This is a genomic window from Bacillus sp. FJAT-52991, from assembly GCF_037201805.1.
GTDB classification, from domain to species: Bacteria; Bacillota; Bacilli; order Bacillales; family Domibacillaceae; genus Bacillus_CE; species Bacillus_CE kandeliae.
This window is the reverse complement of sequence record NZ_CP147404.1, coordinates 649,909-671,799: the sequence shown is the minus strand read 5'-3', so window position 1 is coordinate 671,799 and position 21,891 is coordinate 649,909. Positions and strand designations below refer to the sequence as shown.

Below are 21,891 nucleotides of genomic sequence, written 5' to 3'. Positions count from 1 at the left end.
TTTGAATGAGTGTGTTATTGGAAAAGATCCTTTCTCTAACGGATGTGAATGAGATTACGGAGTTCATTAGCCAAATTTTAAAGAAACCTATTGTGTTAGAGGATGATCAATTTTCTTTGCTAGCTTATAGTTCTTATTCGATAGAAGCTTTTGATAAAGCAAATAAAGAAACGATTTTCTCGAAACGCTCACCCATTCCTATTTTAGAGAAATTTATAGAGGAAGGCATTATTGATCAACTGAAATCCATTCCGAAGCCTTTTCGAGTGAAGCAAATCGAAGAAATCGGATTAAACCAACGCGTCGTTGTCAGTGCAAAACACAAGGAACAAATATTCGGCTACATTTGGGTGCAAGAAATAAAACCGCTCCTTACCGATGAAGAACTAGATTTTCTCCATCAAGTCTCCTCTCATATCGGGATGCTACTATATAAGAAGAAACAACTAAGCATCATGAAAAATAAAGAGAAAGATCATTTCTACAAAAAAATCATTGATCATGTGTATCAAAATGAAAATGAAATTAAATGGGAAGCTGCCAACCACAACCTCATCCTTCCCACTACATTTATTGTTAACATTTTCACTATGACGAAAATAGAAGACGACAACTTTGACGAACTAACAGAAACGGTGAAATTGTTTGCCAATGCTTTAAAGCACTCCTCTCATCTATTCATCGATCAACAAAACATCGTTGTTCTGATCGGCAGCCGCTCATCAAATAACAGCCTCATTCATGAGAGTGCACTGGAACTAACAAACACGATTTTAAGTCAATGTAAAGATCAAGCCGTCTATGCTGGAATTGGGAACGAGTATTCCTCGATCTCGATGCTAAGAAATAGCTATTTAGAAGCATTAGAAGTGATTAAAGTCGCTAAATTTCTCGGCTCGCCTACACGAATTTCCCCTGACTACAACAAGTTAGGCGTCTTTCGTTATTTAGAGGCCATTCAACGACATAACCATCAGACAAAATATGTGAATCAAGATTTAATCAAACTGAAGAAAAAAGATCAAGAAAGTCAGAGCAATCTATTGAACACGGTCGAAGTCTTCTTAGTAAACAATTGTCGCCTAAAACAAACAGCGGAACAACTTTTTATCCATCCGAATACGTTAAAATATCGCATGAAACAAATCGACGAATTAACAGCTATTGATTTCAATGATGTCCATGTCAGATGTCAATTATTTATCGACCTGCAACTCTTGAAACGAGAAGCCGCACACTGAAAACAACAGATGACATTTTTAGGGAAGAATGTCACAATAGAAATGAGGAGGCGATCAGTATGAAAGTTTTTATCGGATCAATTATCGTCATTCTACTACTAGGGTTTGGAGTTTGGCTTATGTTGTCTCCCTCTTTTAAAAAAGTCGGTGATACAGCATACAAACTAAAAAAGAAATTAGAGGAGGACGACAATGGAAAACACGAACAACACAAAGGGTAAGAACCGCAAAATCATCGGTGGAGCCATTATCGCGATCGCATTAGCTTTAGGTGCACTCATTCTCGCCATGTTTATTGAAAAAATTCCAAATGGATATGTTGGTGTCGTCTACAGTCCAAATGGCGGCGTACAAGACGAAACGTTAGAGCAAGGCTGGCACCTCGTTGGTCTATTCGATAAAGTAACCATGTACCCTGTCAGAATGCAAACAGTCAATTATAAAGACATTCAAGTGGCCACATCCGACGGGAAAAGTGTAACTGTCGACTTCGCTTACAACTACAGCATTCAGCCGGATAAAGTCGTCGATGTATTTAATAAATTCGGTCCGATTCCTGTGGAACAAATTGAAGAGTCTTACTTAAAAACAAGATTATGGGATGCTGGACGTAAAGCAATTGCCAAATATTCTGTTATCGATACGTATGGAGAAAAGTCGTCTGAAGCAGCCGTCAATGTCCAAAACTTATTTGCGGATGATGTTGGTAGCTTAGGCTTTACTGTCGATAATTTAACACTAGGTGTGCCGAAGCCGGATAAAGCCACTCAAGCAGCAATTGATCAACGAGTGAGTGCAGCACAAGAACTAGAAAGAAAACAAATAGAATTAAAGATTGCTAAAGCAGAAGCAGAAAAGAAAAAAATCGAAGCCCAAGGGATTGCTGAATACAATGAAATTATTAAAAAATCAATCTCTAAAGAAGTCATCCAAAACAAATGGATCGAAAAATGGGACGGAAAAATGCCAAAAGCAACAGGTTCTAATCAGTTAATTGAAATTCCAATCGATGAACCAACAGCGAAATAGCAACTATTAAGAGGGAGCGATATTTTTTCGCTCCCTCTTCTCTACTTTACGCTTCTTCTATCGCGTCTAAAATGAGGGAAGAATACACCTCTATCCCTTCTTTCGTTAAATGAACCCCATCAGTAGCAAAGTAATGAGGTTTGTTTTGGCTGGCTTCATACCACTGAACAAGTTTAACATTAGAAAATTTTTCCGATACTTCTTTCAAACCAGAATTCACTTGTCTTTCCCAAGGACGAGGAACACGTACATTGATCAGTATGATCTCTTTCTCAGGGCCGATCGATTCAACCATTTCTGTTAGCTGTGTTTTGGAAAGAGGACCATTTGATCCTAAGCCAATGATCACCACATCTCCTAACTGCCCTTGTTGCTTCATCCCTTGAACAACCTCTATTCCTTCTGACATTTGCCGACCAACTTTCGCATCGACCACTAAATCAGGGAACTTCTGCTTTAAGGAAGGAGCCACTTCGAGCATCACAGAATCCCCAATCGCTGTTACTTTTCGCTGCTCTTGTTCTTCCTCCTGCTCAGGCTGAGCTACAGCTTGTATCGATGAATCGTCCGCCTCCTCCTCTGTCTGTTCCTCTGGTTTCTCTATTTTCTCTGTTTCTTCTAGTGTCTGTTCGGGTGCTGGCTTTTGAACAGTTTGAATGGATGTTTTCTCCATCTTCACATGCTTGTCCGAATCCGCTCCAGAAGCAGGAGCCATATAGATACCGAATGTGGAAACGATCAACACAAGGAGTGCACTGCTTATGATGATCCAGCGGGATGGGGACACATCCTGTATTCTCCATTCTCCTGAACGCCAAGCTCGCCACCGATCTCCTAGCACCCCTTTTCGTATCGGCTGTTCAATCAATTGATAAGATAAACCAGACAGTACGACAATCAAGACAAATTGAAAAATAGCTTTTAATAGATTGATCTCACCCGTATCTACGGCTGAACTCGTCAATACAATCACCGGAAAATGCCATAAATACATCCCATAAGAACGTGTACCAATCCACCGCAATGGTTTCCAGCTGAACGCCTTCCCTAAACGGCTAGATGGATGTGCAATGACCGCAATGACAATCGCTGCCGCAATCGACACAAGCACCATACCCCCGCGATATAAAAACGTGTCATATTGAGTAGAAAAACAAACCATAATGAAAAACACTAAAAGACCTATACTTCCTATAATATCCAGAAAGTTCCTTAGTGTCCCCTCCACCTTTTGTGAAAGCTTTCGACTCGGCCAAACCATCGCCAGCGCTGCCCCAATTAACAGCGAAAAAGCTCTTGTATCCGTTCCATAGTACACTCTGCTCGGGTCTGTACCAGGTTCATACATGAAAGCCATCAATAAAGCTGAAAGCACGGCCCCAACCATCGTCCAGCTCAACAAAGTATGACGTTTAGGCACATATTTCAAACCAAAAAAAATAACAACCGGCCAAATTAAGTAAAACTGTTCTTCTACAGCTAACGACCAAAAATGCGTCAGCAAGGAAGGTTGAAAACTATCAAAATACGATATATCTTGAAACACAAACCACCAGTTGCTGACATACAATAAAGCCGCTAACACATCTCCTCTTAGACGAACTAAAAACGTTTGATCAAACAACGTTACATACGCAACCACCACAACAAGCATCGTCAACATCGCAGGGAGAAGCCTTCTTGCCCTCCGAATCCAAAACTGTTTAAAATCGATCCGCTGCGTCCGATCCCATTCATTTAATAATAAATCAGTAATCAAATATCCCGATAAAACAAAAAAGACAGTGACTCCCAATAATCCTCCGGACATTCCGGGAACCCCTAAATGGTACAAAATAACTACTAATACTGCTAAAGCTCTCAATCCATCCAAACCAGCTATATAACGATGGTTGGTTTTTATCCGCTCAGGCATACAGCTCACCTCTCACACAAGCCTTCATTTTATCCTTATTTACTTACTATTAACCTCGTTCTGTTATAAAAGATACTATGTATCTTACCACTTCACTACCCGATCATCAATGACTCTACCTAGCCTTTCTAACCTAAAATTCCGACGGCTTTTTTCAGCAATTTTTAATAAAATACCACTCTATAATAAAACGTATGAAGAAGCCAAAAAGTTTGTCTTATTTTTTTATTTTTCATTAAAAAAGATGCCATGTCAGCGAATGTCGCTTCCATGGCATCTTTTTTCTAATTATAATTTACGTGTATTGTTAGGGTTACTGGATACATCACAAGTTGTTTCGCAAGAATTCTTCAAATCGCAGGCGGCACATTTTCCTTGCTTGCTTCGTTTCACATATTTGACGATCGTCCAAGCGGCATAGCCAAAAATGAGGGCGCCGATAATATAATTAATCATTTTTATCCTCTCCTACTTTTTAAGAAAAGCCTAGCAAATGACCCACTTGATAAATGATGAACGACAACACATAGGCGATAATTAACGCATACACAATCGAAAAGACGGTCCATTTCGCGGAGCCGGTTTCTTTACGAATAATCGCGACGGTTGCTAAGCAAGGAATATAAAGCAAAATAAAGACCATGAAGCTAAACGCTGAGAGTGGCGTGTAGGCTTCGGCCATCAGCCCTTGCAATGATTCCACGGTTGGTACGTGGTAAATAATATTCATCGTGGAGACAACGACTTCTTTTGCTAAAAATCCTGTTAATAATGCCGCTCCAGCCTGCCAGGTGCCAAATCCGAGCGGCTCTAGCAATGGAGCGATGATTCCACCAATTAACGCTAAAAAGCTGTCATCCATTGGCACATCTAATCCACTTGGTCCCATATACGTTAACAGCCAAATGATTACTGAACCACCGAAAATAAACGTTCCCGCTTTTTTAACGAATCCCTTGCCTTTATCCCATGTGCTTTTAAACAAGCTTTCTACTTGCGGAACACGATAAGGAGGCAGCTCGATAATGAACATAGAGGCTTCATTTTTCAAAAGTGTGTTGGAAAACAGCTTGGCTAAAGTAAATGCAACGACCATGCCTAACACATATAATGAAAGAACAATGAGTGCCTGGTGCTCGGCAAAGAACGCCCCGACAAAGAGTGCATAAACGGAAAGCCGCGCAGAGCATGACATTAATGGCGTTAACAAAATCGTTAACAGCCGTTCCTTTGGCTGCTCAATGGTACGGGCTGCCATCACCCCCGGCACATTACAGCCAAAGCCAATAATCATCGGGATGAACGCCTTCCCATTTAAGCCGACTGATTCCATAATGCGATCCATCACTAGTGCCACCCTCGCCATATAACCTGAGTCTTCCAAAACAGAGATAAAGAAGAATAGAATTAAAATTTGAGGTACAAATACAAGAACGCCACCAACACCAGCGACAATCCCCTCTAATACGAGCGATTGAATAAAGGCGGAAGCACCAACTGCGGTTAGCATCGACTGTAATCCTGTTGTCAACGGCCCGGCAATGAATGCATCTAATGCGTCTGAAAGCGGCATTCCAAGCCAATCAAACGTCAGTTTAAACATTAAAAACATCGCTGCTAAAAAAATCGGAATTCCTAAAAATCGATTCGTCACAACCGCATCAATTTTTTCCGTTAGCGGTGTCTGCTTCATCGCTTCTACCTGCACAGCCTTTTGCAGAACACCATCGATAAACGCCTTTCTTTTAGTATAAATAAGCTGATAAAGCGTCGTTGCGCCTTCCTGTTCACGAGCTTCTGCTAGCGTAGCTTCCATTAAATCGAGCAACTCCGCTTCAGGCACATATGGCTTTAAAAAGTCGTACACCGCTTTATTTCCTTCAAACAGTTGAATCGCTAGCCATCGATGTGGAAGATGAGCTAACTTTTCTTGCTGTTGAATGAGTCCTGAAAAACGGTCAATCCCTTTTTCAATGGCCGCTCCGTAATATAAACGAAAGGATTTCGCAGCTACAGCTTTCATCTGTTGAGCTAGCTCGTCACAACCTTTTCCTGTTCGAGCGACGACTGGGACAACCGCTACGCCAAGCTCCTTCGCCAATTGCTGTTCATCAACGAAAATCCCCCGGCCTTTCGCCACATCCACCATATTTAAAGCGAGCATAACCGGCTTTTCATACTCTAACAACTGTACCGTTAACTGTAAATTACGTTCGAGCTGATTGGCATCCACAATATTTAACATACTTGTAAACGATTCATTTAAAAGAAAAAACGTGACGACACTTTCATCACGAGATAAAGGGGCTAATGAATAGACCCCAGGCAAGTCGATTAAATGACCGCTTCCGTCTTTTAATACCCCTACTTTTTTCTCGACCGTCACACCGCTCCAATTGCCGACATGTTCATAGGAACCTGTTAAATCATTAAATAAAGAAGTCTTTCCCGTATTCGGATTTCCTAGTAAAGCAATCTCTTTCATTCTTCCTTCACCTGAATCAACGCCGCCTCTTTTTTCCGAATTCCCACGCATTGTCCAGAAGACTCAATCATACAAGGACCACCAAAAGGCATTTGATATTTCAAGCAAATTTCCGTTCCTTCGCTAATCCCCATATCCATCAGTCTTCTCCGCATCGTCTCCTGTAACGTTGAGAAATCATCAATCACGGCTTTTTGCCCTTTTTTAAGATCTGATATATTCAAAGGCCCTCGCCTCCATAAAAAATAAAGTTATATTTGAGAACTATTTTCGATAACTATTATACTACTTTATTTCATTATTTAGTGTCACAAACCTGTGAATACTACCTGACAATGGAAAAGAGACCGTCTCATAAATAGTTGAGACGGTCTCTTTTCTGCACCGAAAGCGAAGCGACAGGTGCAAAAACCCAATTTAATGGCATTTTCAAATAAGAAGTATCGTCCCAAAAATTTGCGACGCAGACTTTTGGGACATCCTTTTCTCATTACACTCTAAATTGAACGACTAAATCTTGAAGTTCTTGCGCCATATTTGCTAAAGCCGTTGATGAAGCTGAAATTTCTTGCATCGAAGCTAATTGTTGTTCCGTTGCTGCTGAAATATTTTGGGTGTTTGCTGCGGCCGTTTCCGCAATACCGTTCACGGTCACAATCGATTGACTCACATGCTGAGTTCCTTCTGCTAATTGCTTCACCATATGAGAGATCTCTTGAATTTGAGTAACCACTTCACTAACAGAATCTTTAATGTCCTTAAAGGAGTTGCCTGCTTCTTGCACGACTTGCAAGCCTTCTGCTACCTCGTTCGTTGTCGATTTCATTGATTCTAGTGCCTGATGGTTATCGTTTTGTATGATCGCAATTAAACTACTAATTTGTTCAGCCGAATTAGCCGACTGCTCCGCTAGTTTTTTTACTTCGTCTGCTACCACAGAGAATCCTCGTCCATGCTCTCCTGCTCTTGCCGCCTCAATCGCTGCATTTAAAGCCAATAAATTCGTCTGTGCCGCAATGTCCGTAATCACGTCATTAATTTTGCCAATTTCACTCGAACGTTCATTTAATCCCGCTACGACATTAGATAGGCCCATGACATTCTCATTAATTGAGCTCATTTGCTCCGTTACTTTATGAATGACTTGTTCTCCATCCATCGATATTTTCGACGTTTGTTCGACAGTTGCTGATACTACTTTCGCATTATCTGCTATTTGATCGGTATAGCTTGTCATTTCCTTGACCACTTGTATACTTTCTTCTACATGGCGCACTTGATCATCCGACCCGACAGCCAACTCTTGAACCGCCGTCGAAATATGTTCACTCGCATCACTACTTTGTTCAGCACTAGCACTTAGTTGTTCAGAAGACGCCGCCACTTGTTGAGACGTCTCACTCACTTTGCGAATGACTCCATGCAAACTAGCCATCGTATGATTAAAGGAAGCTGTCAATTGACCGATTTCATCTGCCGATTGATAATTCCCCTTAACTGTAAAATCCCCTTTTTCTGCTTCAGCTAATAAATCCTTGATATCAGAAATCGGCTTGACAATACTTCTAGAAATAATCCTTCCTACAGAAATCAACAAAATTAAAGATAGGATTAGGCAAGTAACCATCCATATTGTTGCTTGTCCACGTGCTTTTTCATTTTCTTGATTAATCTTTTGAGCTTCTTGTTGATTAAGCATTTTTAATTTCGCAAGCGTCCCATTGACCACATCTTTTTTCTCTTCTAATTCGTTCGCATAAAGTGTATATGCCTCTTCATTTTTATTCATTACTGCGAGTTCGATTACCTTTGCTCGCACTTCACGCATCTCATCTAAATGGGATTTATATTCATTGAATATCTTGGTTTCTTCAGGTGTTAACTCAATTTTCCCGAATTCTGTTATTAATTGATCAACCTCACTAGCTCCAGTCTTTAGATTATCTAGCAACTCTTGATTTCGATTCGGATCAGATACAACCATTAACTCTAATACATAAGCATCCATCATTCGATTTGCTTCTAATATGTCCCCTAACCACTCGGCAGGCTTTACACGATCTTCATACATTGATTCAGACTTTTGAGCCATATCATACATATTTCTATACCCAACAATCCCCATAATTATTAGTGAAATTGCACTAATAACCACCATTACTTGCAACTTTCTCGAAATATTAACATTCCGCCAAACCTTCATACATATCTCCTTTTCCTACAAATAATTAATAACGCTTCAATAAATATGAAGCAGTATTTTATTACCATTTTTACTAACACATATTATAAAAATCTATCACTTTCAAAGTAGCTGATACTTAAATATTGTTTTATTACAAAACAGCAGTAAAAAGGCAGTGTTATTATCGGCTTATATGCTATATTTTTTAACAAAATTTTTAAATATACATTTCTACAAATGAGAGCCGTTCAGATTTTCGATTCTTTACGTCAATGACTAAATACAAAAGCACCTGTTACTTCCATCTATCTGGAGGTAACAGGTGCTTTCATCATAACCTTTTCCCTTACACTTTAAATTGAACAACTAAATCTTGAAGCTCTTGCGCCATATTTGCTAAAGCCGTTGATGAAGCTGAAATTTCTTGCATCGAAGCTAATTGTTGTTCCGTTGCTGCTGAAATATTTTGGGTGTTCGCTGCGGCCGTTTCCGCAATACCGTTCACTGTCACAATCGATTGACTCACATGCTGCGTCCCTTCTGCTAATTGCTTCACCATGTTGGCAATCTCTTGAATTTGAACGACAACTTCACTAACAGAGTCTTTAATTCCCTTAAAGGAATGACCTGCTTCTTGCACAACTTGCAACCCTTCTTCTACCTCTGCTGTTGCTGATTTCATCGACTCTAGCGCCTGATGGTTATCGCTTTGAATAATCTTGATTAAACTATTAATTTGTTCAGCCGAATTAGCAGACTGCTCCGCTAGTTTTCTTACTTCATCTGCTACCACGGAGAATCCTCGTCCGTGCTCTCCTGCTCTTGCCGCCTCAATCGCTGCATTTAAAGCCAATAAATTCGTCTGTGCCGCAATGTCCGTAATCACGTCATTAATTTTGCCAATTTCACTTGAACGTTCATTTAATCCCGCTACAACATTAGCTAGACCCATAACATTCTCATTAATTGAGCTCATCTGTTCCGTCACTTTATGAATGACTTGTTCTCCATCCATCGATATTTTCGACGTTTGTTCGACAGTTGTTGATACTACTTTTGCATTATCAGCAATTTGATCCGTATAGCTTGCCATTTCCTTGACCACTTGTGTACTTTCTTCTACATTGCGCACTTGATCATCCGACCCAACAGCCAAATCTTGAACCGCCATTGAAATATGTTCACTCGCATCGCTACTTTGTTCGGCACTAGCACTTAGTTGTTCAGAAGATGCCGCCACTTGTTGAGACGTTTCACTCACTTTTCGAATGATTCCTTGTAATTCCTCAACCATATGGTTAAAAGACGTCGTCAGCTCGCCCACTTCATCAGCTGATTGATAAAATCCTTTTACAGTAAAGTCACCTTTTTCTGCTTTTGCTAATAAGTCCTTAATTTGAGATATCGGATTGACAATACTTCTTGAAATAATAATTCCGACAGAAATCAACACAATCAATGAAACTAATATACAAGAAATCATGAAGATCGTCGCTTTGCTCAAAGCAGCTTCATTTTCCTCGTTAATCTTTTGAGCAGCTTGTTCATTTAAAGATTGCAGTTCATCGAGCAACTCGTTTGCCTTATTTCTTTTATCCCTGACAACTTCACTGTAAAGAGCGTATGCTTCTGCATTTTTATTTTGCTCGGCAAGTTTGACCACCTGTGCTCTTGCTTCACGTAAGTCAAGCATAAGTGGTTTATATGTGCTATAGACCTTCTCTTCTTCAGGTGTTAAATCAGCTTGTTCGTAATTTTCGAAAATTCCATCTATTTCACCCGTTGTATTCTTCATTCCATCCAACAACTCTTGATTACGGGTTGGATCAGTCGTGATCATCAGCTCTAATACATACGCATCCATCACACGATTTGCCTCTAAGATTGACCCTAACCACTGAGCCGGTTTTAAACGTTCTTCATACATCTCCTTCGTTTTTCCGGCCATATTATTGGTGTTTACATAACCAGCGATCCCAATAATGGCTAGTGATAAAGCACTAATGATCACTAACAAATTCAACTTCCATGAAATTTTCAAATTACGGAATAGATTCATATAGACTCCCCTTCGCCTCTTAATTTTATACTAGTTATATCGGCGCCTTTTGCCTGATGATTTAATGTTTTTTTGTTGTTTTTCGACAAAATTCGATTATAACAACACATAGGCAATCACTACGTTATAGTTGATCAAAAAATCCGCTTATTTTCCCTTCCTGATCATGTAAAAACGAGACCAGCATAGTAAGCAAAAAAAGTCAAACAGGATAGCCCCTTCGCTATCCTGTTTGACTTTACAATTTCAATGCGGGGAGTGACAGACACTTCCCCTCTTATTTTGGCACGTGTTTAAAAATCTCACCGCTTTCAAAAAAGTCGACGACCCGGGTGAGCCAGTTATAATAGTCCGACCATTGTTTCATTTCTACAAGGAGTTCGTTAATTTGTTGTTCGGTTTCTTCTGAGAGCGGTTCGGTTTCTTTTAATGCCATTAGTTCTTTTGTTAATTTCTTCTCGAAGATTTTGTTGCGACTGATTGTCTTGCTCCAATTGGAAGTAAATAGCGAAATGAAGGTTTGGTAATAGTCGTTTTCTACTGTGTAGAGGTCTTTACGAACCCCTTTTTCGAATATTTTCTCTGCGATGTTTAAGTCCACCATTTCCCGCACGACTTGGCTCATTCTCGTTTTGCTCATTCCGGTTGCTTCTGACAATTCATTTAACGTCATTGGCTTGCGGTTTATATAAATAATACCCATTACTCTTCCGACCGTAGGAGAAATCCCATACGTTCTCATATTATCAGCGATTCGATCTATATAATGCTCCTCAGCTTGTTTCCTAATCATACTTGCCTTCTCTTCCACTGCGTATATACTCCTTTCAACCGCCATGATTTATACGTCACTTTAACATAATTTCTCTGCAAAAGGAATAGATGAAAACGACCGTTATTAGGAGGAATTTAGAGGAATTTAAAGGATTTTAGAGCATTTCTTATTTTTCCGATCAATATCCACACCTCATCGTGAAATATGTACAATTCGTAAACTTTTTATTTTACAAAGTTTACGGTATGATTTTAGTGGAACATTTGTCGAAATGAAAAAAATGACGAATTCATATGGAGGTGTCGACAATTGCTAAAGTTTGATCAAGTATCGAAAGTGTATAAGGGCGGAAAAAAAGCCGTTCATAATTTATCCCTTGAGTTTAAAAAAGGGGAGTTTATCGTCTTTATTGGCCCAAGTGGCTGCGGGAAAACGACGACGATGAAAATGATTAACCGTCTAATTGAGCCGACAGAAGGAAACATTTATATCAATGGAAAAAATGTGCTAGAGCAAGATCCTGTACAATTACGACGAGAAATTGGCTATGTCATTCAACAAATTGGCTTGTTCCCTCACATGACGATTCAGGAAAACATTACCCTCGTGCCTAAACTTTTGAAATGGCCGAGTGAAAAACGCCGCGAAAGAGCCCTTGAGCTACTCAAACTCGTCAATATGACCCCTGATTATTTAGAAAGATATCCACATGAATTAAGTGGCGGACAACAACAGCGGATTGGGGTTTTACGTGCGTTAGCGGCTGATCCTTCTTTGATTTTGATGGACGAGCCATTCGGTGCTCTAGATCCGATTACAAGAGATTCATTACAAGAAGAATTTAAAAAGCTGCAACAATCATTAGGAAAAACGATTGTATTTGTTACTCACGATATGGATGAAGCAATTAAATTAGCCGACCGAATCGTTATTTTAAAGGATGGTCAGTTAGTCCAGGTCGGTACACCTGATGACATTTTACAACACCCCGCGAATGAGTTTGTGGAAGAGTTTATCGGCAAGGAACGTTTACTACAAGCTCGACCTAACATTCAAACCGTTGAACAAATTATGAATCCAAAGCCAATTACGATTCGTGAGGAAAAATCGTTGTCAGAAGCGATCCAATTAATGAAGCATCATCGGGTCGACTCCTTGCTTGTGGTTAATAAACATAAGATTCTTAAAGGGTATGTGGATGTAGAAATTATTGATCAGCATCAAAAGAAAGCAGTACTCGTCGGTGATGTCATGGAAACAGACATTTTAGCCGTACAAAAAGAGGCGCTTGTTCGCGACTCGATTCGCAATATTTTAAAGCGTGGTATGAAGTATGTGCCTGTCGTCGATCAACAAAAAGTGCTTGTTGGCATCGTGACAAGAGCGAGCCTTGTGGACATTGTGTATGACTCCATTTGGGGCATAGAAGAGAATGCGGAACAAATTGTTGGATAGGAGGGAAAATAGTGGACGAGATCATGCAATTTTTAGCTACTAATGGTAGTGAATTGGCTCTGAAAACGTGGGAGCATTTTTACATTTCCCTCATTGCCGTTCTTCTCGGAATACTTGTTGCTGTGCCGCTTGGCATTGCATTAACCCGCACGGAAAAAGCAGCAACTGTTGTCATGGGGATCGCTAGCGTCGTTCAAACGTTTCCAAGCCTCGCGATTTTAGCTTTCTTTATTCCGATTTTAGGTGTAGGAAAAGTCCCTGCAATTATCGCATTATTTTTTTACTCTGTGTTACCGATTTTACGAAATACATATACCGGTGTGAAGGAAGTAAAGCAAAGTTTAGTAGAATCAGCGATCGGGATGGGGATGACGAACTGGGAGCGAATTCGATATGTAGAAGTACCATTAGCGATCCCGGTCATTATGTCCGGCATTCGTTTATCCACTGTTTATTTAATCGGCTGGGCAACGTTGGCTGCTTTTATCGGGGCCGGCGGACTTGGAGATTATATTTTCAGCGGATTAAATTTATACGAAACTTCATACATTATTGCCGGAGCGATACCTGTAACGCTGATGGCCTTTACCATTGATTTGCTACTAGGTCGTCTCGAAAAGAGCGTCACACCAAAAGGCATCCGAACATTAAAAGAAGCAGCATAAAAAGGAGAGAATGGAAGTGAATCATTCGAAAAAACTCATCCTGTCCTTTACGCTCATTTTATCATTGTTGATCAGTGGGTGTTCTCTACCCGGATTGGGCGGATCATCGCAACATACGATTAAAATTGGCACATTGAATGTGACTGAATCACAAATTATTGGACAGATACTACGTTTATTAATTGAGCATGACACCGATTTAGAAGTGGAAATGGTCAATAACTTGGGCTCCTCTATCGTTCAGCATAAAGCAATGGTTAATGGCGATGTGGATATTACCGCTACTCGCTACACAGGAACCGACCTCGCAGGTGCACTTGGACAAGAACCAGAGAAAGATCCTAAGAAAGCTTTAGCGATTGTGCAAAAGGAGTTTGATCAGCAATTTGATCAAACATGGTTTGATTCTTACGGATTTGCTAACTCCTATGCGTTTACTGTAACGAGTGACTTAGCAAAAAAGCATCAGTTAGAGACCGTTTCGGATTTAGAACCACTGACTTCCGAGTTAAAGCTCGGGGTCGATAATTCTTGGCTAAAACGAAAAGGAGACGGTTATGAAGGCTTTGTCCAAGAATATGGATTTGAATTCGGAAAAACGTATCCAATGCAGCTCGGATTAGTATATCAAGCAGTAGCTAGTGGGGAAATGGATGTCGTTTTAGCTTATACAACCGATGGACGGATTCAAGCATTTGATTTACAGGTGCTAGAAGACGACCGGCGTTTCTTTCCGCCGTATGATGCCTCACCTGTTGCCTCGAACGAAGTGTTAAAGCAGCATCCTGAACTAAAAGAGAGCATCGAAAAATTAATCGGTCAAATTAGCACAGAGCAAATGCAAAAGATGAATTACGAAGTAGATGCCAAGTTAAAAGAGCCTTCAATCGTCGCTAAAGAGTTTTTAGAAGAGCATCATTATTTTGAAGAAAAGAAATGAGGTGATTTTTTGGATACGATGCAAGAGATTTGGACATATTACGCACAAAACGGCTCATATGTATGGCAAGAATTTTACCGTCATTTCCTCATGTCTGCCTATGGAGTTTTCTTTGCGGCGATTGTAGCGATTCCACTCGGGATTTTGATTGCACGCCATCATCGGTTAAGTAAATGGGTGCTGTCTCTAGCCAACATTATTCAAACGATCCCATCGTTAGCGATGCTTGCGATGTTAATGCTTGCATTTGGACTTGGGACAAATACGGTAATTATTTCGCTCTTCCTTTATTCTCTCCTCCCGATTTTAAAAAATACGTACACTGGCATTCGCCAAGTGGATCACGCCCTTTTAGAATCTGGAAGAGCAGTTGGCATGACCAAGTGGCAATTATTACGCATGGTTGAGCTACCGCTAGCACTATCCGTTATCATGGCCGGATTACGCACCGCGTTAGTTATCGCTATTGGGATTACAACAATCGGCACATTTGTCGGAGCGGGCGGACTTGGTGACATCATCGTCCGCGGAACAAACGCAACTGATGGAACAGCCATCATCTTAGCTGGTGCCATCCCAACCGCCCTCATGGCCGTCATCGCTGACCTTATCATGGGCTTGATCGAACAAAAACTCTCACCAGCCAACAAACAAAAGAAAAAACTTCAAGAAATGGCGACATAACTCGGGGAGTGACAGGCACCGTTTTTGGACATAGTAATGGTGAGGTGACAGTCTATGAAAAAGAAGTTGGTTGCCTGTTTTTTGGCAGTAATGTTCATAACGTTTTCGGCTAGTGCACAGGAAGCTCGTTTAGTTGAGGTATTTAGTATTGAGCAGGAAAAGGTAATCAAAACCGTTCCAAGCAATGCCTCTATTCAAAAAGAAGCAGCTAATTATTTAGCTAATATAACGGACATTTATCGTAAGGTTTCGCCTATTCCAAAAGAAGGTACAATGGTAAAGATCCCTTTATCCCCTGAGGTTCAAGTGAAAAACCGCTGGGTCGATACAAAGGTAAATCAAGTCATTGTGGTCATCGGCAAAAACGAAGAACCTTTCCTGATGATATTCGATGACAAAAACAATCTTCACCTCTTTACTTTTAAAGGGGATGTCAAAACCTTATTATCCAAACTTAAAAAATAAAGCCTGGATCTCCCCAGGCTTTTTATTGTTCCACTGCCACCACGGTCAAATGGCGTAATTGAGCAGAGAAAGAATGAAACGCTTCTTCATTTCTCTCATCCAATGCTTCATTAATTTTGTACTGCAAATAATTCAACTTCAACTCAAGATCCTCTTTTGAATAAAGAAAACCTTTCATATATAAATTCTCTAAGTCCTCAATATTTATGTAAAAAAAATCTTCATTATTTCTTCCGACAAGGAAATACCACCCTAACACATCCACATGCCGTTTATCACTTGTGATGGTTAAGTAATCCTTCTGACGGAATTCAATCGTTCGCTGATGAGATTGATCCGGACAAAAGCAGTCGACTTGATGCTCATATGGCCGAACAAAAACAAACTGACTAGCCATCACTTTCACCTTCTCTTCACTGAAAATTTATGTGAGCGGGACCGAAAAAAATTATATACATAAGGGATGTTTACATTTGCATCATGTACCATTTTAAGAGGGGGTATCGGTCCCACCCAGTGGAAATCAAGTACACTATTACTATAAATGATATTGATTATCATTGTCAACAAAAAACTTTTTTAATCAAAATGATAGGAAATGTTGTTCACCTTCGTATTAATAAGTGAAAATGTTTTTAGAAAGGCGGTCAATCAATGGATGACGAGTTAATCGTAAAACACATCTCCAAAAAGAAAGACATCGGCTTACAACTGCTGATCGAGCACTATGCTGGACTCATCACTGCTATTGTGAGAAAACAGCTCGGAAATGTGAACATGTATGAAGAAGAATGCATTAATGATGTGTTATTAGCCATTTGGAACAATATCGGAAGCTTCGATAAGAAAAAAAATTCATTTAAAAACTGGGTCGCAGCGATCTCGAAATATAAAGCGATCGACTACAAACGAAGGTATATGAAAAACCAACAAAACATGAGTTTAACGGAAGTCGAGCATCAGCTGGCTACCCCCTCTTCCCTACAGCAAGAAATACAAGAAGCAGTGGAGGAATTGCTGCATCACTTAAATGAAAAAGATCGCGAGCTATTTAAACAATACTATTTAGAAGACATTCAACTAGAAACGATCGCAGACTCCAATCAAACGACCATCAAGAATTTATATAATCGGCTATCGCGCGGAAGAAAAAAAATAAAAAAGGCGGTGCAACAATGAAACATCCATACGATTTATTAAACGAAACGAAAATCAATGTAGACGAATATGAAGAAGTGGAATTAAGTCGAGCGGAGAAAGACCGTCTGCTACATACGTTGCAAAAAAACGTCCAACCTCGCAAAAAGAAACCCCGTAAAGGCTTCATCGCTGCAGCGGTCGCTTTAGCCGTGATGAGTCCTTTCATGCTGAGCAATGAACATGTATGGGCTTCCCTATCTAAAGCCGGAAAACAAATCGAACAATTTTTTAATAAACCAGACAATCAATTCACAGGCTATAAACAAAAAGTTGAACAAGTGGCAACGGATCAAAACGTGGCCGTGACATTAAATGAGTTGATGCTTGATGATGGCCAGGTCCTACTTAGCTTAAATGTAAATGCTGAACAGTTAGATACGAAAGCATTAGGCGCTGGGGAAGATTCGCCCATTCGCCCAGGAGAACTAATCATTAAAATAGGCGATATGACATTTGCCAATTCCTCTCATAGTATACAACTAGAAGACCAAAAAACGGAGGATGGCAGCTGGAATTACTTGTATACCTTTGACTTAAACAGCATCGATACAGATGGAGACGGTATCAATGACAAAGACAACTTCCAAATCCTTGATGACTATATGAATGCTGATAAAGACTATGACGTCAATATCGCTTTTAACACCATGGAATATGAGAAAAAGAGCGGTGTCCACTCTGGTAAATACTCGGATTCCTTTGGACAAATCAAAGGAAACTGGGCTTTCCAAACGACAGTCAATGGAGGAAATATTAAATCTGACACAGACGTATACTATGTCGATAAAGAAATCAACATTAAAGAGAAAGATGTAGAAGGCATCCTCAAAATTGAAGAAGTTCGCGTATCACCGGTTTCATTGAAAGTTCATTACACGTTTGAGTACACAAAAGGTAATCAAATGGAGACAAATATCGATCTACGTGTAGAAGATGAAAAAGGAAGGTTATTGACTGGAAGCGGTACAGGTGGAGGCACAGATACACTCTCCACTATGGACATAGACATTCCATTAGAGGACGACATTAAACAAATTAAAATTACACCATCCCTGTTTGACTATGAAAGAGAATCTTCAAAAGATCTGAAGGACCAAGCATTTGAAGTGAAGTTAGACAAATAATTCTTTTTCACCCCGTTTGGAACGCTCCGAACGGGGTTTTTATTGAATCAACGAAGTGATTTACTGATTTGAGGACACGTTTTACTGATTCACACGACATTTTTACTGAATCCAACATCGCTTTTACTCACTCACGGATGCGTTTTACGGAGTCTGCACGATTTTACTGACTCAAGGACATGTTTTACTGATTCACACGATATTTTTACTGAATCCTACTAAGCTCAAAATAAAAAACCTTCTGAACAAAACTCAGAAGGTTAAAATTGCAACACCAGATAACTAAGTGTCCCTAGATCATAGTCGCGGAACAACACTTTCGGCTCGCTTTCGTTACCTGCACCTAAAGCGATGAAAAACGGCACAAAATGTTCTGCTCGTGGGACGGCTTGCTGAGCATATGGTGCTAGCTGCTTGTATTGAATCAAGTTAGCGATGTTCCCAGTGTCCAGCTGCTCTAACAGCCAATCGTCAAATTGGACGGCCCAATCTTCCGGAGTCTTCTGTCCCCAATTCAATAAACGTAAATTATGAACCGTCACGCCGCTTCCAATCACTAAAATATCTTCTTCTCCTAGCCCTTTTAGCGCTTCGCCAATTCTAATTTGTTCCTCTGGTGGCAAAAATGGATGAACCGATACTTGCACAACCGGAACATCAGCATTCGGAAATAAATGAGTCAATAATGTCCAAGTTCCATGATCTAGACCTCGTTTCGTATCTAACTCGGATTCAATGGCTTGCACATGAAAACGTTCCTGCAGCTGCTTGGCAATCGCCGTTGATCCTTTCGCTGGATACGTCACTTCATAAAGAGCTGGTGGAAACCCTCCAAAATCATAAATCGTTTCAAATTCATCATCACGAGATGAAATTTGCATCACGGCACTTTCCCAATGAGCGGTAAACAACACAATCGCTTTTGGATGCAAACTCTCCCCCAGTTTTCTTAAAAATCGAGTATAATCAGTATCTTCTATCGCAATCATTGGTGATCCATGTGGCAAAAATAATGATGGCATCATCGTAATCCCCTCCAAATAAAAATATCCCCCATTAAAAAGTTTACCTATAAGAATATTTTTCTCTTATAGATTAACAATATAAATCTGGTCTGTCAATAATTTGTTTGCTATAATAAAAATAAGTTTTCCATAAAGAAACTTTAGAGGTGAACAACATGGATATTGGATCAAAAATTCGGGCTGTCCGTAAAAAGAAGCAAATGACCATTGCTCAAATGTGTGAAGAAACCGGGCTTTCCAAAGGGTTTATCAGTAATATTGAAAATAATCATACATCCCCTTCGATCAATACATTACAAATGATCGCGGGCGTTTTGGACGTTCCTTTAGCCTATTTTTTTCTTGAAAAAAAACAACATATGCGTGTAATTCGTAAAGAGGCAAGAAATAAAACGATATTTAAGGAAAAAGACATGCTGATCGAGCATATTAATTTCACTGGAGGCTTGCGGATGGTACAAGTCGAACTTCCACCCGGTGGCTCAAATGGTGAAGGACATGCCCACGAAGGAGAAGAAATTCACCTTGTCCTAGAAGGAACCGTTCTTGCTGAGCAAGGTGAAGATTCCTTTACCCTACAAGCAGGTGACTCCTTCAGCTGGAATGCAAGCGTCCCCCACCTCGTCAAAAACATTGGCGATACACCCGCCACCATTCTCATAGCTATCACCACAGAAACAGATAAACAAACAGAAGACATAATTTAACGCATCGGGGGTCTGCCCCCGATGCGTTCATGTAAGATGCCAGATTGTACAGGAGTTTTTACAAAAAAGAGAGCTGCTGAATCGCTCCTTTTAGTCTTGTTACTCCTTCTTGAATATCATTGATCTCGGCTCGGCCGAAAGTAAGACGGATATAGCCTTTTTCTGATCCCATTAAATGTCCTGGCACAAATGCTACTCCATGACGAACGGCCTCTTCCAATAATTTTTTTCATCTATCGCTGAATGTAATTTCCCCCAAAGATGAATGCCCCCGTCTGGCACTAGGAAGTCTATTTCTTCATATAAATGCTCCTCAAGCCCTTGAACCAATAAATCTCTCTTCAACTGAAGCTGACTTCTTAACGATTCAATATGAGTGGAGAAACTAGTTGACGATGAACCTCCCCCACCTATCGCTTTGCGCTTGAGGTGGGAGTTTCTTGTCGATCCCCTCGAAATCAGAAGCTAGACGATGTCCATAGGTGTACACGACACCCTCGTCTTTCTCGGGGACTGACGCTCCCATACAGGAAGCAGTGGTCTTGACGCCAGACGTCTCCCGACGGCTGGCTGCCACCGTAAGCAACAGAGAGAGAATCGAAGGCACGGCCCTCTCCCCCCGGGGCGGTTCTACCCATCTACTACGCCTGTACAGGACGTAGATACGTGATGCCAGTCAACATCACTTCTCGAAATTTCCCGTGCAAATACTGAGATAAGATGTTTCCTGCACCATGGACATCCCGGTGCCGTTCATATCCACAAGAGCATCGGTAGTTTCGTGAACGGACCTTGTTGCGTTTTCCACAAGCAGGGCATGCTTGCGTTGTATAGGCTTCATTTTCTTTCGATAATGAGACGCCTGCCGCTTCTAATTTGTAGGCTAGCTGTTTAGTCAGCTTTCCAAAGCTCCAGTTGCTGAGTTTTTGGTTCACTTGTTTGGAACGGATGCGTTTTCTCCGTTTGTTTCGCTTGCTCGTATGTCGCTGAACACCTTCCACATCGCCAAGAGCGACATGGCCGATTCTTTGTTCCACACACCAGTTCACAAAGGCACGGGTCGTCTTATGCAGGAGATCCCCCAGCTGCCGTTCGCTTTTCGAGAGAATGTACTTCTTCGCTCGATGGTATTGACGCCATTTCCTGGACCCTTTTTGACACCGACTCATGAGGATTTGTAGTTCTCTTACTTTTTTGTTTCGCAACCGGTGAACGCTACGCATCTTCCTGCCAGAAATCACAAGCGCTTGTCCACTTGTACTGACGGCCGCAATCGTATGAATCTCCCCTGGATCAATCGCTGCCGTATGACCGCCTTGAATCGGGACGGGGTTGATTCCATCTTCATACGACAAACAGGCATGCCACCGACCGTTGTAGACGAGTTCCACTTCTTTGACTAGGCCGGTTGGAACCGAGGCGAGTGTCAACACGAGCGATGCCTGCTGTTTTCCCTTCCACCTGCCTAGACTGAGCGTCAGCTTGCGTCCTTTGAGTACGAAAGATTTGTCTACCCACTTTGGATGAAACACGAACTTTTCCTTGTATGGATACCGGATGGACTTATTCGTTTTCCGTGCTTGGCGAACCCCATCTCGGGCATGCAGAAACTTATGACAAACCGCTTGAACCGTCTGACTATGAAGAGGGTACAAGCCTTTGAGTTCGGATTGAAGATCGCTTTTATTGATCCACATGCCGTGAATCCGGTAGTAATATCGGGCCAGCTGCACGCAGTCATTCCAAATCGTTCCGCAGATCTGGCGTATGTGAAACAACTGTTGAAGCGTTGGCTGAGGAGCCGTAAAGCCTGTTTTCAACGTTCGATACATGATCATCCACCTCCCTTGTCATCATTATAATGCGAACAAGAGTTCCTATCAAGGGTAAATGGAAAATTTAACCCTTTTTTCTTTCGACAAGGATAGGAAGGTGAT

23 protein-coding genes and 2 pseudogenes are annotated in these 21,891 nt (G+C 40.8%); 11 read left to right on the top strand and 14 right to left on the bottom strand.

Translation table 11 applies throughout. From position 1 onward, the window contains the following. Nucleotides 1–5 precede the first annotated feature (5 nt). The 3 genes from WDJ61_RS03545 to WDJ61_RS03535 are packed head-to-tail and all read left to right on the top strand — an operon-like array spanning nucleotide 6 to nucleotide 2,270. Nucleotides 6–1,241 (top strand): PucR family transcriptional regulator, encoded by a 1,236-nt coding sequence (locus WDJ61_RS03545; RefSeq protein ID WP_338753211.1) that lies wholly within the window; start codon nucleotides 6–8, stop codon nucleotides 1,239–1,241. 59 nt (nucleotides 1,242–1,300) lie between these two features. After that, the gene (locus WDJ61_RS03540; RefSeq protein WP_338753210.1) at nucleotides 1,301–1,462 is read left to right on the top strand and encodes a hypothetical protein; all 162 of its coding nucleotides are present in this window, start codon (nucleotides 1,301–1,303) and stop codon (nucleotides 1,460–1,462) included. Then, nucleotides 1,434–2,270 (top strand): prohibitin family protein, encoded by an 837-nt coding sequence (locus WDJ61_RS03535; RefSeq protein WP_338753208.1) that lies wholly within the window; start codon nucleotides 1,434–1,436, stop codon nucleotides 2,268–2,270. The genes WDJ61_RS03540 and WDJ61_RS03535 overlap by 29 nt, the downstream gene beginning before the upstream one ends. Nucleotides 2,271–2,316: 46 nt before the next feature. On the opposite strand, the gene WDJ61_RS03530 is transcribed toward WDJ61_RS03535, so the two are convergent. The 9 genes and pseudogenes from WDJ61_RS03530 to WDJ61_RS03500 all read right to left on the bottom strand — a co-directional run bounded on the left by WDJ61_RS03530 (nucleotide 2,317) and on the right by WDJ61_RS03500 (nucleotide 11,725). Then, nucleotides 2,317–4,185 carry an acyltransferase family protein gene (locus WDJ61_RS03530; RefSeq protein WP_338753206.1) on the bottom strand — a complete coding sequence of 623 codons (1,869 nt, stop codon included), beginning with the start codon at nucleotides 4,183–4,185 and terminating at the stop codon, nucleotides 2,317–2,319. A gap of 288 nt (nucleotides 4,186–4,473) precedes the next feature. After that, nucleotides 4,474–4,641 (bottom strand): FeoB-associated Cys-rich membrane protein, encoded by a 168-nt coding sequence (locus tag WDJ61_RS03525; RefSeq protein ID WP_338753204.1) that lies wholly within the window; start codon nucleotides 4,639–4,641, stop codon nucleotides 4,474–4,476. Between the two features lie 19 nt (nucleotides 4,642–4,660). Then, a complete protein-coding gene (gene feoB / locus WDJ61_RS03520) occupies nucleotides 4,661–6,670 on the bottom strand; it encodes a ferrous iron transport protein B (protein ID WP_338753202.1) in 2,010 nt (669 codons plus the stop codon). Further along, nucleotides 6,667–6,894: a FeoA family protein gene (locus WDJ61_RS03515; RefSeq protein WP_338753200.1), complete on the bottom strand. Its 228-nt coding sequence runs from the start codon at nucleotides 6,892–6,894 to the stop codon at nucleotides 6,667–6,669. The genes feoB and WDJ61_RS03515 overlap by 4 nt, the downstream gene beginning before the upstream one ends. A 266-nt stretch (nucleotides 6,895–7,160) precedes the next feature. Continuing rightward, nucleotides 7,161–8,105, bottom strand: coding sequence for a methyl-accepting chemotaxis protein (locus WDJ61_RS19020; RefSeq protein WP_413789082.1), 945 nt, complete (start codon nucleotides 8,103–8,105; stop codon nucleotides 7,161–7,163). Continuing rightward, nucleotides 8,103–8,873, bottom strand: a pseudogene (locus WDJ61_RS19015) (MCP four helix bundle domain-containing protein); the annotation flags it as partial. The pseudogene WDJ61_RS19015 and the gene WDJ61_RS19020, both read right to left, overlap by 3 nt. A gap of 328 nt (nucleotides 8,874–9,201) precedes the next feature. Then, nucleotides 9,202–10,026: a methyl-accepting chemotaxis protein gene (locus WDJ61_RS19010; protein ID WP_413789081.1), complete on the bottom strand. Its 825-nt coding sequence runs from the start codon at nucleotides 10,024–10,026 to the stop codon at nucleotides 9,202–9,204. A 117-nt stretch (nucleotides 10,027–10,143) separates the two neighbouring features. Further along, nucleotides 10,144–10,914 (bottom strand): annotated as a pseudogene (locus WDJ61_RS19005) (MCP four helix bundle domain-containing protein); the annotation flags it as partial. A gap of 277 nt (nucleotides 10,915–11,191) precedes the next feature. Next, nucleotides 11,192–11,725 (bottom strand): GbsR/MarR family transcriptional regulator, encoded by a 534-nt coding sequence (locus WDJ61_RS03500; protein ID WP_413789054.1) that lies wholly within the window; start codon nucleotides 11,723–11,725, stop codon nucleotides 11,192–11,194. 273 nt (nucleotides 11,726–11,998) lie between these two features. Here WDJ61_RS03500 and WDJ61_RS03495 point away from each other — a divergent pair, with 273 nt between their 5' ends. The 5 genes from WDJ61_RS03495 to WDJ61_RS03475 are packed head-to-tail and all read left to right on the top strand — an operon-like array spanning nucleotide 11,999 to nucleotide 15,898. Continuing rightward, entirely contained in the window at nucleotides 11,999–13,144 is a 1,146-nt protein-coding gene (locus tag WDJ61_RS03495) for a betaine/proline/choline family ABC transporter ATP-binding protein (RefSeq protein ID WP_338753191.1), read from the top strand. 11 nt (nucleotides 13,145–13,155) lie between these two features. Further along, on the top strand, nucleotides 13,156–13,809 hold the full coding sequence (locus tag WDJ61_RS03490; RefSeq protein ID WP_338753189.1) for an ABC transporter permease: 654 nt from the start codon (nucleotides 13,156–13,158) through the stop codon (nucleotides 13,807–13,809). A 16-nt stretch (nucleotides 13,810–13,825) separates the two neighbouring features. After that, complete coding sequence (locus WDJ61_RS03485) at nucleotides 13,826–14,749, top strand: osmoprotectant ABC transporter substrate-binding protein (protein WP_413789053.1); 924 nt, start codon at nucleotides 13,826–13,828, stop codon at nucleotides 14,747–14,749. A gap of 18 nt (nucleotides 14,750–14,767) precedes the next feature. Continuing rightward, complete coding sequence (locus tag WDJ61_RS03480; RefSeq protein ID WP_413789080.1) at nucleotides 14,768–15,433, top strand: ABC transporter permease; 666 nt, start codon at nucleotides 14,768–14,770, stop codon at nucleotides 15,431–15,433. A 54-nt stretch (nucleotides 15,434–15,487) separates the two neighbouring features. Beyond that, nucleotides 15,488–15,898 (top strand): hypothetical protein, encoded by a 411-nt coding sequence (locus WDJ61_RS03475; RefSeq protein WP_338753185.1) that lies wholly within the window; start codon nucleotides 15,488–15,490, stop codon nucleotides 15,896–15,898. Nucleotides 15,899–15,920: 22 nt separating this feature from the next. Here WDJ61_RS03475 and WDJ61_RS03470 read toward each other — a convergent pair whose 3' ends face one another. Beyond that, on the bottom strand, nucleotides 15,921–16,295 hold the full coding sequence (locus tag WDJ61_RS03470) for an IDEAL domain-containing protein (RefSeq protein ID WP_338753183.1): 375 nt from the start codon (nucleotides 16,293–16,295) through the stop codon (nucleotides 15,921–15,923). Between the two features lie 257 nt (nucleotides 16,296–16,552). Between WDJ61_RS03470 and WDJ61_RS03465 the strand changes: the two genes are divergently transcribed. Continuing rightward, on the top strand, nucleotides 16,553–17,077 hold the full coding sequence (locus tag WDJ61_RS03465) for a sigma-70 family RNA polymerase sigma factor (RefSeq protein ID WP_338753181.1): 525 nt from the start codon (nucleotides 16,553–16,555) through the stop codon (nucleotides 17,075–17,077). Further along, nucleotides 17,074–18,222, top strand: coding sequence for a DUF4179 domain-containing protein (locus WDJ61_RS03460; RefSeq protein WP_338753179.1), 1,149 nt, complete (start codon nucleotides 17,074–17,076; stop codon nucleotides 18,220–18,222). The genes WDJ61_RS03465 and WDJ61_RS03460 overlap by 4 nt, the downstream gene beginning before the upstream one ends. A 260-nt stretch (nucleotides 18,223–18,482) precedes the next feature. Here the strand turns inward: WDJ61_RS03460 and WDJ61_RS03455 are convergent, their stop codons facing one another. After that, nucleotides 18,483–19,247, bottom strand: coding sequence for a class III extradiol ring-cleavage dioxygenase (locus tag WDJ61_RS03455; protein WP_338753177.1), 765 nt, complete (start codon nucleotides 19,245–19,247; stop codon nucleotides 18,483–18,485). A gap of 155 nt (nucleotides 19,248–19,402) precedes the next feature. Between WDJ61_RS03455 and WDJ61_RS03450 the strand changes: the two genes are divergently transcribed. Next, the gene (locus tag WDJ61_RS03450) at nucleotides 19,403–19,954 is read left to right on the top strand and encodes a cupin domain-containing protein (protein ID WP_338753175.1); all 552 of its coding nucleotides are present in this window, start codon (nucleotides 19,403–19,405) and stop codon (nucleotides 19,952–19,954) included. Between the two features lie 58 nt (nucleotides 19,955–20,012). On the opposite strand, the gene WDJ61_RS03445 is transcribed toward WDJ61_RS03450, so the two are convergent. The 3 genes from WDJ61_RS03445 to WDJ61_RS03435 all read right to left on the bottom strand — a co-directional run bounded on the left by WDJ61_RS03445 (nucleotide 20,013) and on the right by WDJ61_RS03435 (nucleotide 21,786). Further along, the gene (locus WDJ61_RS03445; RefSeq protein WP_338753173.1) at nucleotides 20,013–20,141 is read right to left on the bottom strand and encodes a hypothetical protein; all 129 of its coding nucleotides are present in this window, start codon (nucleotides 20,139–20,141) and stop codon (nucleotides 20,013–20,015) included. Between the two features lie 5 nt (nucleotides 20,142–20,146). After that, nucleotides 20,147–20,299, bottom strand: coding sequence for a hypothetical protein (locus WDJ61_RS03440; protein WP_338753171.1), 153 nt, complete (start codon nucleotides 20,297–20,299; stop codon nucleotides 20,147–20,149). Nucleotides 20,300–20,595: 296 nt separating this feature from the next. Next, a complete protein-coding gene (locus tag WDJ61_RS03435; protein WP_338753169.1) occupies nucleotides 20,596–21,786 on the bottom strand; it encodes a transposase in 1,191 nt (396 codons plus the stop codon). Nucleotides 21,787–21,891 lie beyond the last annotated feature (105 nt).

Excerpts from the sequence above, each read along its gene's own strand:
- WDJ61_RS03545 (WP_338753211.1), top strand. The coding sequence starts at position 6 with ATGAGTGTGTTATTGGAAAAGATCCTTTCTCTAACGGATGTGAATGAG.
- WDJ61_RS03540 (WP_338753210.1), top strand. The coding sequence starts at position 1,301 with ATGAAAGTTTTTATCGGATCAATTATCGTCATTCTACTACTAGGGTTT.
- WDJ61_RS03535 (WP_338753208.1), top strand. The coding sequence starts at position 1,434 with ATGGAAAACACGAACAACACAAAGGGTAAGAACCGCAAAATCATCGGT.
- WDJ61_RS03530 (WP_338753206.1), bottom strand. The coding sequence starts at position 4,185 with ATGCCTGAGCGGATAAAAACCAACCATCGTTATATAGCTGGTTTGGAT.
- WDJ61_RS03525 (WP_338753204.1), bottom strand. The coding sequence starts at position 4,641 with ATGATTAATTATATTATCGGCGCCCTCATTTTTGGCTATGCCGCTTGG.
- feoB (WP_338753202.1), bottom strand. The coding sequence starts at position 6,670 with ATGAAAGAGATTGCTTTACTAGGAAATCCGAATACGGGAAAGACTTCT.
- WDJ61_RS19020 (WP_413789082.1), bottom strand. The coding sequence starts at position 8,105 with ATGGCTAGTTTGCATGGAGTCATTCGCAAAGTGAGTGAGACGTCTCAA.
- WDJ61_RS19010 (WP_413789081.1), bottom strand. The coding sequence starts at position 10,026 with ATGGCGGTTCAAGATTTGGCTGTTGGGTCGGATGATCAAGTGCGCAAT.
- WDJ61_RS03480 (WP_413789080.1), top strand. The coding sequence starts at position 14,768 with ATGCAAGAGATTTGGACATATTACGCACAAAACGGCTCATATGTATGG.
- WDJ61_RS03475 (WP_338753185.1), top strand. The coding sequence starts at position 15,488 with ATGAAAAAGAAGTTGGTTGCCTGTTTTTTGGCAGTAATGTTCATAACG.
- WDJ61_RS03470 (WP_338753183.1), bottom strand. The coding sequence starts at position 16,295 with ATGGCTAGTCAGTTTGTTTTTGTTCGGCCATATGAGCATCAAGTCGAC.
- WDJ61_RS03465 (WP_338753181.1), top strand. The coding sequence starts at position 16,553 with ATGGATGACGAGTTAATCGTAAAACACATCTCCAAAAAGAAAGACATC.
- WDJ61_RS03460 (WP_338753179.1), top strand. The coding sequence starts at position 17,074 with ATGAAACATCCATACGATTTATTAAACGAAACGAAAATCAATGTAGAC.
- WDJ61_RS03455 (WP_338753177.1), bottom strand. The coding sequence starts at position 19,247 with ATGATGCCATCATTATTTTTGCCACATGGATCACCAATGATTGCGATA.
- WDJ61_RS03450 (WP_338753175.1), top strand. The coding sequence starts at position 19,403 with ATGGATATTGGATCAAAAATTCGGGCTGTCCGTAAAAAGAAGCAAATG.
- WDJ61_RS03435 (WP_338753169.1), bottom strand. The coding sequence starts at position 21,786 with ATGTATCGAACGTTGAAAACAGGCTTTACGGCTCCTCAGCCAACGCTT.